Origin of the sequence: Clostridium sp. 16K-1-R1, from assembly GCF_023921145.1 — a bacterium.
Taxonomy (GTDB): domain Bacteria; phylum Bacillota; class Clostridia; order Clostridiales; family Clostridiaceae; genus Sarcina; species Sarcina perfringens.
The window spans coordinates 1830932-1849689 of the sequence record NZ_CP046515.1; the positions used below are offsets into that span (position 1 = coordinate 1830932).

Sequence of the window (18758 nt, forward strand, 5' to 3'; positions counted from 1 at the left end):
ACACTATTCTAAGTACCATATTTATTCAATACATTAAATATATATGAATAATTTTTAATATATATGTTGATTAAATTTTATTTTCTACTCTTATTTTTTACTAAAAACATCCTTTATAATTTACAAAGCCATTATCTAAGTGATAAAATCAATTTAGTGCAATATATTAATCCTATGGAGCGTGATATTATAATGGCTAAACGTACAAAAACGCCAAACTACATAAAAATAGCTATTGATATAGCTAATAGAGTTTTAAATAATGATTTTAAAGAAGGAAGTAAAATTACAGGTCGTACAACCCTAGTTAGCATATATAAAGTTTCACCAGAAACTATAAGACGCTCAGTGGCCTTACTTAAGGATATGAACGTAGTATCTGTTAATGAAAAAAGTGGAATAATCATAAATAGTAAAGAAAATGCCAAGGACTTTTTAAGCAAGTTTAAAGCTCAATCTGACTTTACAACCCTAAGTAATGATACTTATAAAATATTAAAAGCTAAGAACGAATTAGACAAGCAACTTGAAAAAAACATAGAAAATATAATTGAATTTGCTACGCAACTTAGGAATGTAGGGACTGTTATACCCTTTGAAAGCATTGTTGAAAGTGAAAGCTTTGCTGTTGGAAAAAGCATTGGAGATCTAGACTTTTGGCAAAATACAAAGGCAACTATAATAGGAGTTAAAAGAAAAGGAGAAATGTTCCTTTCTCCAGGACCTTATTTCAAAATAATGGCTGATGATATAATAATGTATGTTGGTGAAGATGAAGTTTTAAAAAATGTAAAAAACTACATATCAAATAATGAATAACTAAAAAAGAAGTATGATATGACCTTAAGAGGATATATCATACTTCTTTTTTTATAAATAACTACATTCTTTTTCCTTTAATGATCTTTTATCAAAAGGATTTGTAATTAAGGCTTTTAAGAATAATTGTGGATAATTAGCTTTTAATTGTTTCATGTACTGAATCCATTCAAAGGTTAAATACTTATAAGCAACATTTATATCTTTTGCTAAATGTTTTATTTCATACTCTTCTAATTCATGAGAACATCTACTACTTAGTTCTTCTCTTAGATGTAATATTGACATAAGCATGTCTGAAAACTCTTCATGCTCTATTAACATGGGATTAGTTATTAAGTTTATAACTAAATCCTTTTGAGCATTTAATTTCTTTTCTAAAGCTATTAAGTCCACCTTTTTAATATCTATATCATACTCATATTCATCTACTAATTTTTCTAAATTCTTAAATTCATTTTTGTTCCATTCCTTAGTTACTAAGGCCTCTTTAGCAATTATTTCTGTATTATCATCTGCATAAACAAATGTATTTAAAATATCTGTTCCTAATTCACTAAAAAATACTCCTATAAGCATACTTAGCTTATCCCTTAAATGCTCTTTCTCCCTCTTTTCAAGTAATTTATCAATTACTAAAGTAGTAAAGAATACTTCCATAGGTATAAAGGCTATATCTGCAAAAAGAAATATTAGTGTATGATGTAAATCTTGAAATATAAGATAATGCACGTAATGTAAAACTAGAGATAATCCTATTAATCCAATTCCAATCATAAGAAACTCTTTCTTTTGTTTGCTCATTCTTGTCCTCCTCATTTAGTCTTAAATATTCTCAATTAATAATGTCTAGATTTTTATACTATCATATTATATCCCTGATTTGAAAGACCTTTTACACTTTTTTTAAATTCAACTTACAAAAATAACTTGCTATAAAAGCTGTTATTGGCACTGTAAGTATAATTCCTATGCTGCCTGCAAGTCCTTGGATAACTTCTATACAAAGCACATCTAAATTTAATATTTGATTTTTACTCATATTAGAAGCATATAACATTATTATTGTATTTAAGGACCCTCCAGCAAAGGCTAATATTAATGTATTAGCCATTGTTCCTATTATATCCTTTCCTATATTCATTCCACTTTTAAATAATTCCCTTTTATTTAAAGTATCATTAATATCATTTATTTCAAAAATTGATGAGGAAATAGACATAGCAACATCCATAACTGCTCCTAAGGATGCTATTAATATAGCTGCAAACATTATTCCATGAATATTTAAGGAAGTATTTTCAGCTATATACATCATACTTTCAGCTTCTTCCATACTAATACCTGATAAATTTGCAAGTTTTCCAAAACTTATTGCTATTACCCCTGATATAATTATTCCACTTAAGGTTCCTAAAATAGCAGTAAAAGTTTTTTTATTTATTCCAGAAACTAAAACCAATGTAACAATAATACTTATAAGTGCTGAAAAAATTGCTGCTAATATTGGATTTACCCCTCTTAACATTAGTGGAATCATTAAAAATATTATACAAACACAAGTAAAAAACAGTGAAACTAATGATTTTATTCCCTTTATTCCACCTACTCCAATTATGACTATTACAAATAATAGTACTAGCAAAAATATTATGTTGCTCCTTTTATAACTATAAACAGCTATATCTTTTATTTCGTCCTTCTCATAAAAGAAACCTAGAATTACTTTAGTATCTTCCTCAACTGGCATATTGTATATTCTGCTAATATTATTTACGATTTCATATTCCTTCCCCTTTTCTGGTCCCTCTAAAATTTCTATGACTATATTTTGATATCCTAGCTCTATACCCTCTATGTATTTATCTCCTTCTAACATCTCTTTAGTTATTCTCTTTACTTTTCCTTCATAATATTTAACATTTTTATTTAGTCTATCCTTCATAAAGCCATTATCAAATATAAATCTTGAAAATCCTATAATTAAAAAAGATATTAAAACTGTACTTATAATAAAAATAATACTCTTTTTACTATTTTTCATAATATTTCTCCTACTACCCTAACTTACTTATTATTGAGGCTGACCTAAAGAAGGCCAGCCCTAAAAACTTAATAAATTATTTATCTTACTTTTTTTCTTTTAGAAACCATATAAAATCCTAAAACTAAGTATAAAGCTCCAAAGCCCATAAGCATGTTAGCATTCATTCTATTACCAGTGTTAGGTAATTCTTCTGGTTTCTCTGTATTAGGTTTATCTGTGCCTGGTTTATTTTCTTCACCTGAATCATTTCCTGATCCATTATTTGAATCTCCACCATTATTGGCATCTCCATTATTATCAGAATCTCCACCATTAATTTCTTTTAAAACAACTAGCGAAAACTCTTTATTCTCACTTTTTATTTCATTTCCTTCAGAATTAAAAAGCCTTATTCCTATACTATATCTACCCTCTAATTCAAAAGCATGTTCAAAAGTTAATTCCTTAGATTCATTAACACCTAAAGAATCTATTTTTTCTTCTTTTAATAAAACTTCATTTTCACCATTGTTAGCAAAGATTTTTAAAGTTACATTTTCTAAAGCTTCCTTAGTGCTATTTTCTACTTTAGCTAATAAGCTTATTTTTTCATTTTCTTTTATTTCATTTTTATCACTTGTAATTTCAGTATTTATAACTCCAAGATTTTCTTCTTCCTGAAGAACAATTTCTCCAGTATTTCTTACTCTTAATCTATTGCCCTCTGGGTCTTCTGAGCTAAGTCCTATTGCTGAAACAGTATCACCAACTTTTATTCTTGGATCCCATTTACCTTTCATATTTTCATTTATTCCATCCCATATATATCCTTCAACATATATTCTTGAAACTCCTGAACCATCATCTAAGTAAAGATTGCTATCATCCATGTTAACAACTTTGCCTGTTACCTTTGTTAACCATCCTTCATTTTCATGAAGCATACTATCCCCAGTGCTCATTTCTTTAGGACTAACTTCATTTATATTTTCATCAATTATCTCTAAATCTGCACTTTCATCACTTATTTGTATTTCAAATTCACCTTGGTATGCTTCTACTCTTCCCTTAACTCTTACTTTTTGTCCAACTTTTACAGGAGTATTAGAAACACCAAAAACATTTATTCCACCAGTTTCATCTTGAATGTATATAACTTCAAAGAAAGCATTTTTAGGTTCTACAGCCTCTGACTGAGCTGTTACTATTCCCTCTAAAACATACTCTTCTCCTAATCTATCTGGTTCTCCATCATTATTTTTATCTTCTCTAAATTCTTTAATAGTAAGCTTTTCTAATTCTTTTTCAGGCAACATCCAATTTATTATATTTTTTGTTACCTTACTATTGCTTTTACTTTCAGCATTAGTTCCATCTATTTCAAAGTTTGAGAAGAAAGTACTTCCAGCTACGGCTACCTTTCCTCCATTAGATAATTCTTCTACTGCTAAAACATTAACTTGTCCTTTTTCTACTGGAACATTATCCCCTTGTTTATCTGAATCATCTGTTCCTGTAGATTCATGACCACTTACTAAGAAGTCAACCTTTTCTCCCTTAGCTCCATCCTTTAATACTACTGATGATCCACTATAGAAGCTAAATTTATCCTCTTCACCTAATCCTTCAACGAGATTAAAGTTAGGAGAAGAATACTTATTTAACATAAGTCTAAATTGTTGTCCCTCATTAACTTCATAATCTGCAACTTGGTCATCATTTACTCTTAACTCTGAATTTATCTTCTCTAAAATAGGATTTAATTGAGCACCATTACTATACTCTCCAACTCCATCTTTATAATCTGCCCTTGATGTAATGATTATATTTCCACCCTTATCCATGTATTTTCCTATTGCGTCAATTTCTGAATCTGTAAAATTACTTTTGTAAACTTCATACTTAGGCTCATCAATTCCTTGAGGGTCAGTTATAACTAATAAGTCAACATTTTCTAAAGATTTCTCTGTTATTTCTTCTTTGTTTATTATAGGAATACAATCATTTTCTGTTAATAACTTTTCAAAAGCATCTATTTTTCCTGCATAGTTTCCTGTTACATATTGATTAGCATGAGCTCCATCTATCATTACCTTATAAACATCACCTTCATTTACAACTTCTATCTTAGAACTCTTAGTAAATGTCTTGTCTGTTCCATTTATTGAAATTGTAGCTTTTGCATAAATAGTAAATTCTCCTACTCTTTCAGGTTGCCATGTTATAGAACTTTCCTTTAAGCTATTTCCTTCTAAGCTTTCTATAATTTCTTCTCCAATTTTCTTCTCATCTGAAATTTCTCCATTGAAGAATTCAACCTTTATATTGTTTAATCTTTCAGAACTATTATTATAAACTTCTATTGAGAATTTAGCCTCGTCACCAACTAAAAGCATATCTTTATCAGTTTTTAATTCATTTAATCCTACATTTACATTTTCCCCAATCCATACTGGAGCTGTAACTGCAATATCTTGATCTCCTTGTACTACTTTCACATAATAGTAGCTATATTCAGGTTTAAGCTTAAAATTCCAAGAAACTTTATTGCTATTAAATTCCTTTGAAATAACCTCTACTCCCCCATTAGCTATTATTGAAACTTTCTTTATAGTATCCTCTTTATCCTCATCATTTATTTCTATATTAAAATCTAAGTCTTCTACTTCACCTAAATTGCTTCCCATTATTTGATTATTAACAGTATAATCAATAGTCATATTCTTATCCTCTGAAGAATACACTTGCTTTTTGTTCATAGCTTTATATAAAGCATCCCTTGAATTTTCTTCTGATAATATTATTGTTCTAGCATCATTTGCTGTAAGCCATTTTCCCTTATGATTATCTTGGTTATTAGTAGGAGCAACATGCCATCCCTTATCTAAAGCTCTTGTATAATATTCATAGCTTGGGAAATATCCACTGCCTCTCACCGGTCCTTCTCCATTTCCAACCTCTATTAAATTAACTACCTTGTCTGCTCCTTCGCTATAAAAACTAAAGTCTGCAAAATCGCCAAAAGTCTTTCCTGGATGATTTAATTGAGAAACTGACTCTGGTAATTGAGAAATAGTATTATAATAATTTTTTAAATTCATATCACTATTTTTTCTTGTTTCAAATCCTGGAGTATTAAATGTATTTATATGTCCCCATCCTCCAGTAGATCCTGACCAAGTCATTTCATAACCATACATAGCAACAAAGTTACCATCATCATTATATTTATCAGATATATTTTGAGCATTAGTCCAAGCTTTACTCATTGATCCATCATTTATATTGGCTTCAGTATCATTATCAAACCAGTTTGAATGGTCTGTTACGGCAAAATAATCAGCCTTACCTTCATCTCTTGCCCATTTATAAGCATCCTCTAAGCTTCCAGTTCCATCTGAAATATTAGTATGTGAATGTAGTTGTCCATAATAATGATTTATCTTTCCTACTCTAAACTTCCATTCTTTCACCCTATTATTTCCTAAAGAATCACTTACACTAACTTCTACTCTATGTTCTCCATCCTCTAAGTCTTTCTCAATCTCATATAAAAAACCAGTTTCTGTTATTTTAGCTACTTTAGTTATATCTTCATTATCTAATTTAATTTTTACACTTTCTACATTTACTCCAGAATTATCTATAAATTCTCCACTTATAATAGGTTTTCTGTTTTCTCCTACACTTGAGTTTTCCTTAGGTAAAACATTCTTAACCTCAGGTCCACTTAAGTCTTCGTCTACTACCTGAAAAGCATATACTCCACTTTCTGGTACTCTTGAAATATTTTTACCATCACTAGCTTCAATATAATATTCCATTCCAGAAGCTTTTAAATCTTCCTTAGGTATTAAAGCTTTAAATATTCCATCTTCCTCTTTTAATACTACTTTTTTAAATTCAGTATCCTCTTTTCCCTTAAAGCTAATAGATACCTCTTCTAATTTATTATTATCACTTACTTTAGCTTCAATGTTTAAATCTTCGTTTATATTGGCCTTTTCAATTTTTTTATGAGTTATTACAGGACTTTCATTATCTTCAACTATTTTTGTAAACTCTGCTGAAGAACCATAAAGTTGAACTTTATCATTGAATCTTCCAATAACGCCTTTTACATCTACTAAATCTCCTGTTTTAACCTCTAAACCTGAAGGTATAAAGTAAATATCTAAAACATCCTCTCCTTGTGTTAATGTTTTAGCTTCTAAATCAACTACTGTATTTTTCAACTCAATATAATGAGAATCAAAATTTGACTCTTTTAATTCCTTAATAGTAACTAACTTAGGATCAGGCATTCCTAAATCTCCTAAGACTTTTATATCAGTAGCTTGTACTTGAAGTAATCCATTAAAATTATCTAATGTGCCACTTATTTCAATCTTATTCCCCTTAGTTATTGCTCCAAAATCCACTCCTGATTTAAAGTTTGAAATTGCAATAGCTCCTGTTTCATCCTGTATATGGAGAGTTTTATTTCTATCATTAAAAGTTACAACACCTCTTGTAGTAACTTCCTCTCCTAAGTTTTTATTTCTTGCTTCCTTTACCTTAAGAACTTTTCCTGAAGGATTTTCTCCTTCACTCCATGAAATATCATGCTTTCCTAAATCATCATATAAATTTTCTGTATCTACATCCCATTGAATAGAAACATCAAATGGTGTTTTATCTATGTTATTTTCACCATCTTTTATTTCAGATTTTCTTCTAGCACTTATGAGTTTACTATCATAAAACTTTTTATCTTTTTCTGTCTTAGCTCCAAAGGAGTCTATTATTTCGTATCCATTTCCAGTATTTTTTCTAAGTAATACAACATCATCACCATTGAAACCTACTGTTTGGCTTCCTACCCCTAATTTATTTTCTAAATCATTTATAATCTCAGTAAATTTTTCATCTTTCCCTTGGTTATTGTAAATTACATAAGTCTCTCCACTTTCTATAATCTTATCTTCTAACCCTTGAGAAACTGGACTTCCCTCATATTTTCCATTTGAATATACAGCCAAATCATAATTAGAAAGATTTATTCCTTCCCCTGTTCCATTAAATATTTCAATAGCCTTTGAATTAGATGGTCCATGTAAATATTCAGATATTATTAAGTCTCCCTCTTGTATCTTAATTTCCTTAGCAAAAGTAGGATAAGATGTAAATAAACTTCCTACCATGCTTAAGGATAATGCTTTAGTTATTAAAATCTTATAATCCTTTTTCATATGAATCCCCCTTGAAACAAATTTTTAAATGCTAATTTTCCCTCCCCTCTTTTCAACATATATAGAGTAATAACTACATTTTTTAATCTTTTACCCTATTTTTTTCATAGCATTCATTATATGTTTATTCATAAAAAAAACTCATTATTCTCACTTTACATAACCTTAATGCAAATTTAACAATAAAAAAACCAATTCATAGTCTATTTAAAACTATAAATTGGTTCATATCATAATCACATTATTGATTTTTCAAGACATAAGAAAGGTTCTACTATATCTCTCATAGACATCATTTCTCCTACATGTACATATCCTAAGTTTTTATATAAATTAACTGCATTTTCATTTTTATGATAAGCACTAATTCTTATGGAATTGCACTTTTTTTCCTTTGCCATTTCTTCTACAAAATCTATCATTTTTCTTCCATATCCTTTTCCCCTGTGAGATGGTGAAACAGCTATTCTATGAAATGACAAAAATGGTCCATCAACTTGCCATGCAATATCATTATAAACATCATAAGCATAATCATTAATAGTTGCAACAGCTACTATTTCTCCAGAAGCTTCTATTCCATAAAGATGTTTATTAGAGATATCCTTAAAAATTATTTCAGTATTGGGATAACTTTCGTTCCAATTATAAAGTCCTCTTAAATTCATTTCTTTTACAACATTATCATAAATACTTTTAACCTTGTTTAATTCATGTTCTTCTATTAATCTTATTTTCATTCCTCTTTTTACCTCTTCTAATAAATTAATTTAAAATAATGTTTTATTCAAAAAATTAAATCAAAATTTTACCCCATGTTCATATCTCCTTTAAATATTAATAATAAAATAACTTTAATTAGATAAAGTTTCCTTTGTAAACTATCTGCTTTAAATATGGTTCATTACTTATCGTGGAATAATTTTATTTTATTCAAAAGAAAAAGTCAAAGAATTTTCTGTTAACATTTTTCTGTTTAAAATTTATTAATATTTATCTTTTATTTGCTTTTTTGATATACTCTATTTGAGGAGAGGAAGTGGAATTTATGTTAAAAAAAATTAATTTTCATACCCATACTAAAAGATGTAAACATGCTAAGGGAGAAGATAAGGATTATATTGATGCAGCTATAAAAAACAACTTAGATATTTTAGGATTTAGTGATCATGGTCCTTATCCAGATAATAGATTTAATCTTAGAATGAACTTTAACGAACTTGAGGAATATAAGACTACTTTAGAAAAACTTAAAATAAAATTTAAAAATTTTATTCAGATTAAAATTGGTTTGGAAATAGAATATTTGCCTTCAGATGATTTTTATTATAATTACCTAAAAAATGAGCTCAAATTTGATTACTTAGCTCTAGGTCAACACTTATTTTTAACTGAAAATGGCGAATTGAAAAATACATATTCCTTAAAAAGTACTAAAGAGTATATAGAATATGCTAAAAGTATTTGTCTTGGTATAAAAAGTGGATACTTTGACTTTGTAGCTCACCCTGATTTAATCTTTATAAATGATTTTCCTTGGGACGAAAATTGTGATAAAGCCTGTAATTTAATTATTGATACAGCAAAAAAATATGATTTCATATTAGAATTTAATGCAAACGGTATTAGAAGAGGAAAGAAAAAATATTCTGATGGAGAAAGATTCCCTTATCCCTATGAAAAGTTTTGGAATAAGGTTTCTTTAGCAAAGGTTAAAACCATAATTAACTCTGATTGTCACACTCCTTGTGATCTTTGGGATAATACTATGGATTATGCCTATACCCTTACTAACAATCTTAATTTAAACATTATTGATAATATTTAACAATTAAAACCTTGCATTTTAATATTTTTAGGTATATAATCAATGTAAATTTGTTTTTAGGAGAATTTTTTATGATAAATAGTACAAACTTAATAAAAGCAAAACTTAATAATTCTTATTATTGCTATTATAGATAGTTTGTATTTATGATTGAATATATGCAGTCATAGATACAAACTCCAAAGGAATTTTGGATTGTATCTATGATGGCTTAATTTTCGTTATAAAGATAGGTCACATAGGTAATACTATATGGCCTTAATAAAGAGTTTTAATACCCTATAGGTCGTATAGTTTAACTATATGACCTATTTTTTTATATTTATATAAAAATCTAGGAGGTATTTTAAATGAAAGAACGAGAAAATTTTACTGGAAAGTTTGGATTTGTAATATCCTGTGTTGGCGCTGCTTTAGGTCTTGGTAACATATGGTTATTCTCCTACAGACTTGGTCAATATGGAGGTGCTGCTTTCTTAATACCATACTTTTTATTTGTTTTTATACTTGGAACTACAGGTCTTATAACTGAATTTTCCTTTGGTAGAAAGTTTAAAGCAGGTTCATATACTGGTATAGTTGAATCTTTTAAAAGTAAATCATTAAAGGGAGGAAAATTCTTTGGTATGCTCCCTCCTATAGGATTAACAGGAGTTTTTATATTCTACTCTATAGTAATAGGTTGGATTCTTAAATACTTTTTCTTAAGTTTAACTGGATCTATTAATACTATTGATACTACTACTTACTTTAGTAATTTTGCTGGTACACCTAATACAATCTTTTGGTTTTCCCTAGCAATAATATTAACTTTAATAATAGTTTCTTTAGGAATAGACCGTGGTATAGAAAAATTAAACAAAATAGTTATGCCACTACTTCTTTTAATTTTTATAATTTTAATCATAAGATCTCTAACTTTACCAGGATCTTTTGAAGGAGTCAAATATCTATTAGTTCCAAGATGGGAAAACTTATTTAAAATAGATACTTGGGTAATGGCTCTTGGCCAAGCATTTTTCACAGTCTCCCTTAATGGATGCGGTATGGTTGTTTATGGTAGTTATATAAATGATAAATTTGATATTCCATCATCTGCAATACAAACTGCCATATTTGATACTTTGGCTGCCCTTTTAGCATCTTTTATGATTATGCCAGCAGTTTTTGCATATGGATTAAATCCTTCATCTGGGCCATCTTTATTGTTTATAACTTTACCAAAAATATTTCAAGGTATGAATTTTGGTGCCTTACTAAGTACATTATTTTTTCTTAGTGTAATATTTGCTGCTATTTCATCCTCTGTAAATATGTTAGAGGGGCCTGTTGAAGCTTTCATGGCTCACTTTAAGTCAAATAGAATAAAAACTTCAATTATAATATCAGTCCTTTGTTTTTTATGTGGAATACCTTTATCATTAAATATGGGAATCTTTGATAACTTCTCAAATCTTATTACAATAATAATTTCTCCACTTTGTGCTTTATTGGTAGCTGTTGTATTCTACTATATTATTGGTGGCGAAAATGTATTAATAGAAGTAAATAAGGGAGCTCATAAAAAACTTGGAAAATGGTTTATTCCTTTAGGGAAATACATTTTTATCTTAGTTACTATACTAGTAATAATTCTTGGAATAATATATGGTGGTATAGGTTAAATTTAAACATTGTAAGTTTTGATAAAAATTTTTATTTAATAATTAATATTACTTGACCTAATTGTCATTTGCATATAAAATATACTTAGAATTATTTCATGTGCTAGGGGTGCCTTTAGGCTGAGAGATGATTATTTTATCATTAACCCTCAACACCTGATCTGGTTAATTCCAGCGTAGGGAAGCGTTTAGGGCTGTATTTAAACCGGATCTATATTTAGATTCGGTTTTTTATTTACATTCTTTAGACTCTCTAAGCACACTTAAAGTTTAAGGAGGGGGTAAAAACTATGATGTCATTTTCACAAATAATAAATGATTTTATTCAAAGTTTTTCATCAATTAATTTAGGAGGAAATTTTAAGGAGATTGTAACTAATCCACTAACAATTCTCACTTTAATAGGAGTCCTAATAATATTAGTTTTACTTATAAAGGCTAAAGATATCAAATTTGATGCAAAAATGCTTACAACAATAGGAATTGCTTTAGCACTTACTGCTGTATTAAACATGCTAAAGATATATAAATTTCCTCAAGGTGGAGGAATAACTTTAGGTAGTATGATTCCTATAATACTTATTGCTTATGCTTATGGTCCATTAGTTGGAATGCTTACTGGATTTTTATTTGGTATAATTTCCTTATTTATAGATCCATATATCCTTCATCCTGTACAAGTATTATTTGATTATCCTATACCATATATGGCATTAGGGGTAGCAGGATTCTTTAAAAATCATAGAATTTCAGGAGCTGTAGTAGCAATATTTTTAAAATTTTTGGCTCACTTTATTTCAGGAGTTGTTTTCTTCGGATCCTTTGCTCCTGAAGGAATGTCTCCAATTCTATATTCATTTTTAGTAAATGGTTCTTTAATAGGTGCTGATGGTTTAATATGTGTAGTACTTTTAGGCATTTTACCTATTAATAGACTTATTAAAGCCATAAGTTCTAAAAGCGTAACAAGCAAATACGCATCTTAAAATAAAGTAAGGTCTAGATTTCATTAAAATCTAGACCTTTTTATTTTTTAATTAAAGAATTATACTATAGATAAGAGATAAAAAGTTATATAAACTTAGGAGGTACTTATGAGTATTAATCATGGTGCTAATTTATTTGATTTATCAAATGAATTAGGTATAAATAAAAAAGATATTAAAGATTTTAGTTCAAATATAAATCCCTTTGGAGCATCTAAAAAAGCTAAAGATGCAATTTTAAATAATATTGATATGGTTTCTATATACCCAGATCCTAAATATAAAGATTTAAAGGAGTCAATCTCTCAATATTGTCATTGCAAAAAAGAAAATATTATAGTTGGTAGTGGAGCTACAGAACTAATCTCCTCTTTTATAAGTGTTATAAACCCTAAAAAAGCTTTATTACTTTCTCCATCTTATTCAGAATATGAAAGTGAACTTGAAAAGATAAATTGTGAAATAACTAAGTTTTTTTCTAGAGAAGAAGATAACTTTAAAATAGATGTTAACAAATTAATAGATAGCATAAACTCTTCAAAGTTTGATTTAGTTATAATTTGTAATCCTAATAATCCTACTGGATTCGCCTTTTCAAAGGATGAAATTTCTTTATTACTAAAAAATACTTCATCAATATTCATGGTTGATGAAACTTATGTTGAGTTTACAGAGCCTGAAATTTACTCCTCTACTCCACTGGTTGATATATTTGATAATCTATTTGTAATTAGAGGAACTTCTAAATTTTTCTCAACTCCAGGTATAAGATTAGGTTATGGACTTATTTCTAATAAAAAAATTAAAAAGTCAATGGTTGAAAAACTTGATTTGTGGAATATAAATATCTTTGCTACAACAATGGGAGAAATTATGTTTAAGGATAAAGAGTATATTCTTTCAAATACTTCTAAGTTAAAAGAAGAAAGAGATTATTTATTTAGAGAATTAAGTTCAATAAAGGACTTAAAGGTATATGAAAGTTACAGTAACTTTATACTTTGTAAAATTACATCTAAAAAGTTCACTGCTACTGAACTTTATAATAAACTTTTAGAAAAAGGATTAATAATAAGAAACTGTTCTTCTTTTGAAGGTTTAAATGAATATTTCTTTAGGGTTTGTGTCTTAAAACCTGAAGATAATAAACTTCTTATAGAAAATCTTAAAAATTTATTTTTATAATTTAAAAAATTAATAGGTTGCATATACATAATTTTTATTATTAATTATATATGCAACCTCTTAATTTTTGAAATTATATCTTATATTATAAGTACTTTTTAAAATTTACCTGTTTTATTTAATTAATCTTTTAATTTAAACGATCATAAACATAGCTGCTATTATTATGTAAACAGCTAAAAGTTGTACCCCTTCAAGCCAATTTGATTCTCCATCATTAACAATTCTATTAGCTATAAGTACAGAAACTATTAAAGCTACTAATTCAAAAGCATTAAATATTATGCTCATAGGCTTAAATATAAGACTTAAAAATATTAATACTGGAGCCACAAATAAAATAACTTGCAGACTTGATCCTATAGCTATTTCTACTGAAACATCCATTTTATTCTTCATTGCCATTATTATTGCAGTGCTGTGTTCTGCAGCATTACCTATTATAGGAATTAATATTATACCTACAAAAAGCTTACTTAACCCAAGAGTCTCTGTCATTGGTTCTACTGCCCCAACTAAAAATTCACTCTCTATGGCAATTATTACTGTAGCTACAACAAGCACTGTTATAGACTTTTTTAATGACCATTTAGCTTCTCCATCTTCCTCATCTTGTTCCACTGCATATATATCCTTATGAGTGAAAAATGAGAATATTAAACTTAATATGTATATAGCAAACATTACTATAGCAACTATTACACTTAAACTTTCATATTTTGTGTTTAAAAATTCTGGCTTTATTGTATGCATAAATATAGCAGGAATTGTTAATCCAATAACAGCAAATAACAACATACTTGAACTAGTTTCCATTACTTTTTTATTGAAACTTTGTGTTTTATATTTTAATCCTCCTGCTAGCATACTAGCACCTAGCACTAATAATATATTCCCTATTACTGAACCTGCAATAGAAGCTTTAACTACATCAAACAAACCATCTTTTAATGCAAAAAATGAAATTATAAGTTCTGTAGCATTCCCAAAAGTAGCATTTAAAAAACCACCTAATTTTGGCCCAGTATAAAATGATATTTCCTCTGTTGCCTCTCCCATAAGACCTGCTAAAGGAACTATTGCCAAAGCAGATAATATAAACATAAGAGTTGGAGAAAAATGCATAAATTCACCTATAATACTTATAGGAATAAATATTAAAAGCCATTTTAGTATTTTCATCTTTAGTCCTCCATATATAAAATAAATTTTACTAAAGATAATTATATCACTTTTGTTAATTATTTTAACAAATTATTCTTAATTTACCTATTTAAAATATTAACATTAATCTATATTTTAACTAATTTTTATTTTATCAATATATTAAAAACTAAATACATCTTAGCTATATCTATAAAAAGATAACTATTATCTTTTTATAAAACTTAAATTATATATTTAGTATGCTCAGAATCAACTTTTATTATAGAGCTTTTTTCTAGAATTATTATTAAAAGCAAAAAAACGCTATTTTAAGCGTTCTTTTAATTAATTACATATCTACATTATGAAATAATTTTTGGCAATATTTTTTCTACTATTTTAAAATATCATAATTTTGCGACAATTTCAACAATTTTATTCAATTAATTATTTTATTCAAAATCATAGAAAATTATTATAGATTCAATATCCTCTCTTCAACTATTCCATCTGCCTTTTGAAAATTAAAACCTAATATTCTTCCTAAGGTTGGTCCATGATTTATAAGCTTACCTTCCTCTAAAACAACACCTGATTTTATTCCTCTTCCAAAAGCTAAAAAGAATGTTCCATAATCTTTTTTTCTAGGTGAATATCCATGAACTGCTTTGTAAGTATGTTTATTTTTTATATCTTTAGTTTCCTCAATAACTTTTCCTTCATATTCATTTGAAAAATAATATCCTCTAGTAGCTTCTACCATAAAATCACATTGATCATTAGCTCCAACTTTTATGGCCTCTTCCTTATTTAATATGTATTCTAAAGCTCCTTCTTCCTTAAGCTTTTTCAAGATCTCTAAACATTTCTTCTCATCTTCTTTATTTTTATTATCTAAATAAATATAACATGAGCCTCCACATTCCCTAGCTATTGCTTTAAAGCTTTTAAGCTTTCCATCCTTTAATTCTATTAATCCTTCTTCCCTAAAGGCACTATTAAGCCTTATTACCTTATGAGTATCTATTGCACTATGGTCTCCTAGTAAAATCAATGTTGTGTTTTCATATATCCCTGCCTCTTTTAAACACTGTATTATCTCTCCTACTCTAATATCGTGTCTTTTTAAAGCTTCTGAGGCTTCTAAACTTTCATATCCATAATCATGTCTATGAGAATCTACATCTATTAGATGAACCATAGTTAAATTAGGCTTGTATTTTTTTATTGTCTCCTTAGCACATGCTGTAACAAAGTTATCTAAATAAGGCTCCTTTGTACCTTTTCTAAGAGACCCAAACTTTTTATTCATACTAAATTGATAAACTTTACTTCCAGCTAAAGCAGACATGATTATTTGATTATGCCAAGGTTTTGTCTCAAATATTTCTGGCATATTATAATCTATTTTCATTTTTCCTGTAACTGGCCAAACCACTGAAGCCGTTGTAAGACCATTTTTCTTAGCTAGTCCAAAAAGAGTTTCTCCCTTTATTTTATTTCCGTACCAGTTCCAATTTGGATTTTCATCCTTAAAATTTAATACTATATTATTTGTTATTCCATGATTAACTGGATATTTCCCAGTAATAATGGATACATGAGCTGGATATGTCAAAGAAGGATATATTGTTTCTACATTCTTTATAAGTGACCCTTCTTTCATTAGCTTAGATATATTAGGTAATTCCTTAATTATTTCAATATCTTTTGAAGATACTGCATCTAAAGAAATTACCACCATGTATTTATTATTCATTTTAATTATCATCTCCTGTTCCTATTAAATTATTTTAATTCTTTTATCCTCTATGTCAATGATAATTTTTATATTTTTAATAACTCTTTAAGTTCTTTATAAATAGGCTCCTCTATATCCCCTTGTAATTTACTTAAAATCTTTTTTCCTTCATCGACTCTTCCATTTCTCACCTTTTCTAAAAAAGTACTTACCCTCCATGATACTTTCATTTTCTTACTTAAAAACATTAATAGGCTTAATAAAAAAGTAGGTAATAAAACTCTAGGCTCTACTAATGCAATTACAACTACAATCCAAGCTATATTTGAAACTATTTTATAAGGTTTACAAATTTTACTTATATCATCACTATATTTTAAATCATAAACTCTATTTTTTCTCTCAAAAACTTTACTTCCCATATATTCTCCCCCTATTAATCACTTAACAATTCAATTATAACCCCATTATACATATTTTTCCATATAATTAAATAAAAAAAGGCTTATACCAAAATAATTTTTATTCTTATATTTTGATACAGCCGATTCTATTTTTTATTATCCTATTATATCTTTTGCCATTTCCTCTAATTTTGCTTCTCCATCTTTTTCTGAGAAGTTATAGAAACAATTAGCTACTTGTATTTTTTTAGCTCTTGATATATTTAAATCTTTGCTTATTTTTTCTAAGAAATCAACTTCTTCTATATCACAATCCTCATCAACAAGTCCTATTCTGACAAGTTCAAAATAAACAATATTTTTAACCTTTTCTGATGAATTTTTTATAGTTTCTATTGATTCTTCATATGAAAGATTTCCTAATTCCTCTTCTTCTAAATCTAATTCCTTCATATATGTACGAATTAAATCTTCTTCTTCTTTTTTGATATTCTCATCAGCTAAAGCAAATTCAGTTACTAAATTTATAAATGCTAATCCTTGTTCTTTATTTAACTCTTTTAAAAACATTGCTTATCCCTCCGTATAAATAAATTTTTAGCTTATTAATAATATACTATAAAAAATTTAGTATAACAAAGGCTTTAAGGTTAATTTTTAATTAAGAAATGACTACAATCCTCTATTTCTCTTATTATATTCTAAAAATCTACAATATTAAAGAAAAAGCTGTCATTACTTCTACGTAATGACAGCTACTATATATTTTTTATATATTAGAAACTTTTTCTTTCTTCTCAAGGTATCCTTTTAACTGTTGCAATCCTAAAATTAAAGCTCCTCCTATAATAAAGAATAGGAAATTAAAGCTACTTAAATTCATAGTAGCCTTTGGAATCTCTAATGTAGTTGGTCCCATAAAAACTGCATATATAGATCCAATCATTAATCCTATTATAAAATAAATCATTTGAGACCTATAATTTGAAAGTAAGAATTTTATTAATCTTATTGTAGTTATTATTCCTACAACTACCCCTAGTCCAAAAACTATAAGCATAGGTAAATAACTAAAATTAAATGTTAAAACTTCTTTTACTCCATTTACAACAGGTGCATAAAGACCAAATATTAAAAGTAATGTTGATCCTGATATCCCTGGTAAAACCATTGCTGATATAGCAATCATTCCAGCAAAGAAAACATATAGTGCAAGTGGTAATGAAAACTCATTTAATACTAAACTTGTTCCTTTTGCACTCCCTGTAGCTGGGTTAAAATATGTTATTGCAGCAACAATAGCTATTCCTAAAATAGCATATATTATGTATCCATAGTTTTTCTTTAATGATTCTTTGTCTTCACTAATTATTATTGGTATAGAAAATATTATAAATCCAGTAAATAAAGAACTGATTTTATATATTTCTTTATCAAATATTGATGCTATAAATAATATTGATAAAACCATACCAGTTATCCAACCTATTCCTAATTTTAATAAGAATATTATAGCATCTTTTTTGCTTACATCAGTTTTTTTTGTAGATGTTAAAGCATTTAATGAACTTATAAACTTATTATAAAATCCCATTATAAATGCTATAGTACCACCAGAAACCCCTGGAACACTATCTGCTAAAGCCATTAAAAACCCTCTTATAAAGTTAATCACATACATAGCCTATCTGCTACTCAAAATATGGTCAAATGTATCCATATCGAGAT

At 27.7% G+C, this 18758-nt stretch carries 14 protein-coding genes and 1 riboswitch; of the genes, 5 read left to right on the forward strand and 9 right to left on the reverse strand.

Translation table 11 applies throughout. From position 1 onward, the window contains the following. The first annotated feature begins 192 nt into the window (after positions 1-192). Positions 193-819, forward strand: a complete 627-nt coding sequence (locus GOM42_RS07940) for a TrkA C-terminal domain-containing protein (RefSeq protein ID WP_003449118.1) — start codon at positions 193-195, stop codon at positions 817-819. A gap of 51 nt (positions 820-870) precedes the next feature. On the opposite strand, the gene GOM42_RS07945 is transcribed toward GOM42_RS07940, so the two are convergent. The 4 genes from GOM42_RS07945 to GOM42_RS07960 all read right to left on the reverse strand — a co-directional run bounded on the left by GOM42_RS07945 (position 871) and on the right by GOM42_RS07960 (position 8816). Next, complete coding sequence (locus tag GOM42_RS07945) at positions 871-1623, reverse strand: hypothetical protein (RefSeq protein WP_003460038.1); 753 nt, start codon at positions 1621-1623, stop codon at positions 871-873. A 91-nt stretch (positions 1624-1714) separates the two neighbouring features. Next, complete coding sequence (locus tag GOM42_RS07950) at positions 1715-2863, reverse strand: YibE/F family protein (protein WP_110077151.1); 1149 nt, start codon at positions 2861-2863, stop codon at positions 1715-1717. 80 nt (positions 2864-2943) lie between these two features. Continuing rightward, positions 2944-8076, reverse strand: a complete 5133-nt coding sequence (locus tag GOM42_RS07955) for a CehA/McbA family metallohydrolase (protein WP_110077152.1) — start codon at positions 8074-8076, stop codon at positions 2944-2946. Positions 8077-8312: 236 nt separating this feature from the next. Then, positions 8313-8816, reverse strand: a complete 504-nt coding sequence (locus GOM42_RS07960) for a GNAT family N-acetyltransferase (RefSeq protein WP_003449110.1) — start codon at positions 8814-8816, stop codon at positions 8313-8315. Between the two features lie 308 nt (positions 8817-9124). Here GOM42_RS07960 and GOM42_RS07965 point away from each other — a divergent pair, with 308 nt between their 5' ends. From GOM42_RS07965 to GOM42_RS07980, 4 genes are all read left to right on the forward strand, one after another. Then, complete coding sequence (locus GOM42_RS07965; RefSeq protein WP_011590819.1) at positions 9125-9904, forward strand: histidinol-phosphatase; 780 nt, start codon at positions 9125-9127, stop codon at positions 9902-9904. Between the two features lie 350 nt (positions 9905-10254). Then, positions 10255-11568, forward strand: a complete 1314-nt coding sequence (locus tag GOM42_RS07970) for a sodium-dependent transporter (protein ID WP_003460070.1) — start codon at positions 10255-10257, stop codon at positions 11566-11568. Positions 11569-11663: 95 nt separating this feature from the next. Then, a riboswitch (TPP riboswitch) is annotated at positions 11664-11768 on the forward strand. Positions 11769-11858: 90 nt separating this feature from the next. After that, positions 11859-12554: an energy-coupled thiamine transporter ThiT gene (gene thiT / locus GOM42_RS07975; protein WP_057231553.1), complete on the forward strand. Its 696-nt coding sequence runs from the start codon at positions 11859-11861 to the stop codon at positions 12552-12554. Positions 12555-12662: 108 nt separating this feature from the next. Further along, on the forward strand, positions 12663-13739 hold the full coding sequence (locus GOM42_RS07980) for a histidinol-phosphate transaminase (protein WP_057231555.1): 1077 nt from the start codon (positions 12663-12665) through the stop codon (positions 13737-13739). A gap of 135 nt (positions 13740-13874) precedes the next feature. On the opposite strand, the gene cax is transcribed toward GOM42_RS07980, so the two are convergent. From cax to GOM42_RS08005, 5 genes are all read right to left on the reverse strand, one after another. Beyond that, positions 13875-14921, reverse strand: coding sequence for a calcium/proton exchanger (gene cax / locus GOM42_RS07985; RefSeq protein ID WP_057231557.1), 1047 nt, complete (start codon positions 14919-14921; stop codon positions 13875-13877). 439 nt (positions 14922-15360) lie between these two features. Further along, positions 15361-16644 (reverse strand): ectonucleotide pyrophosphatase/phosphodiesterase, encoded by a 1284-nt coding sequence (locus GOM42_RS07990; RefSeq protein WP_057231559.1) that lies wholly within the window; start codon positions 16642-16644, stop codon positions 15361-15363. 68 nt (positions 16645-16712) lie between these two features. Next, on the reverse strand, positions 16713-17048 hold the full coding sequence (locus GOM42_RS07995; protein WP_057231561.1) for a hypothetical protein: 336 nt from the start codon (positions 17046-17048) through the stop codon (positions 16713-16715). Positions 17049-17186: 138 nt separating this feature from the next. After that, the gene (locus GOM42_RS08000) at positions 17187-17600 is read right to left on the reverse strand and encodes a hypothetical protein (RefSeq protein ID WP_003470422.1); all 414 of its coding nucleotides are present in this window, start codon (positions 17598-17600) and stop codon (positions 17187-17189) included. 199 nt (positions 17601-17799) lie between these two features. Next, positions 17800-18711 (reverse strand): DUF368 domain-containing protein, encoded by a 912-nt coding sequence (locus GOM42_RS08005; RefSeq protein WP_110077153.1) that lies wholly within the window; start codon positions 18709-18711, stop codon positions 17800-17802. Between the last annotated feature and the right edge of the window lie 47 nt (positions 18712-18758).

Excerpts from the sequence above, each read along its gene's own strand:
- GOM42_RS07940 (WP_003449118.1), top strand. The coding sequence starts at position 193 with ATGGCTAAACGTACAAAAACGCCAAACTACATAAAAATAGCTATTGAT.
- GOM42_RS07945 (WP_003460038.1), bottom strand. The coding sequence starts at position 1,623 with ATGAGCAAACAAAAGAAAGAGTTTCTTATGATTGGAATTGGATTAATA.
- GOM42_RS07950 (WP_110077151.1), bottom strand. The coding sequence starts at position 2,863 with ATGAAAAATAGTAAAAAGAGTATTATTTTTATTATAAGTACAGTTTTA.
- GOM42_RS07955 (WP_110077152.1), bottom strand. The coding sequence starts at position 8,076 with ATGAAAAAGGATTATAAGATTTTAATAACTAAAGCATTATCCTTAAGC.
- GOM42_RS07960 (WP_003449110.1), bottom strand. The coding sequence starts at position 8,816 with ATGAAAATAAGATTAATAGAAGAACATGAATTAAACAAGGTTAAAAGT.
- GOM42_RS07965 (WP_011590819.1), top strand. The coding sequence starts at position 9,125 with ATGTTAAAAAAAATTAATTTTCATACCCATACTAAAAGATGTAAACAT.
- GOM42_RS07970 (WP_003460070.1), top strand. The coding sequence starts at position 10,255 with ATGAAAGAACGAGAAAATTTTACTGGAAAGTTTGGATTTGTAATATCC.
- thiT (WP_057231553.1), top strand. The coding sequence starts at position 11,859 with ATGATGTCATTTTCACAAATAATAAATGATTTTATTCAAAGTTTTTCA.
- GOM42_RS07980 (WP_057231555.1), top strand. The coding sequence starts at position 12,663 with ATGAGTATTAATCATGGTGCTAATTTATTTGATTTATCAAATGAATTA.
- cax (WP_057231557.1), bottom strand. The coding sequence starts at position 14,921 with ATGAAAATACTAAAATGGCTTTTAATATTTATTCCTATAAGTATTATA.
- GOM42_RS07990 (WP_057231559.1), bottom strand. The coding sequence starts at position 16,644 with ATGAATAATAAATACATGGTGGTAATTTCTTTAGATGCAGTATCTTCA.
- GOM42_RS07995 (WP_057231561.1), bottom strand. The coding sequence starts at position 17,048 with ATGGGAAGTAAAGTTTTTGAGAGAAAAAATAGAGTTTATGATTTAAAA.
- GOM42_RS08000 (WP_003470422.1), bottom strand. The coding sequence starts at position 17,600 with ATGTTTTTAAAAGAGTTAAATAAAGAACAAGGATTAGCATTTATAAAT.
- GOM42_RS08005 (WP_110077153.1), bottom strand. The coding sequence starts at position 18,711 with ATGTATGTGATTAACTTTATAAGAGGGTTTTTAATGGCTTTAGCAGAT.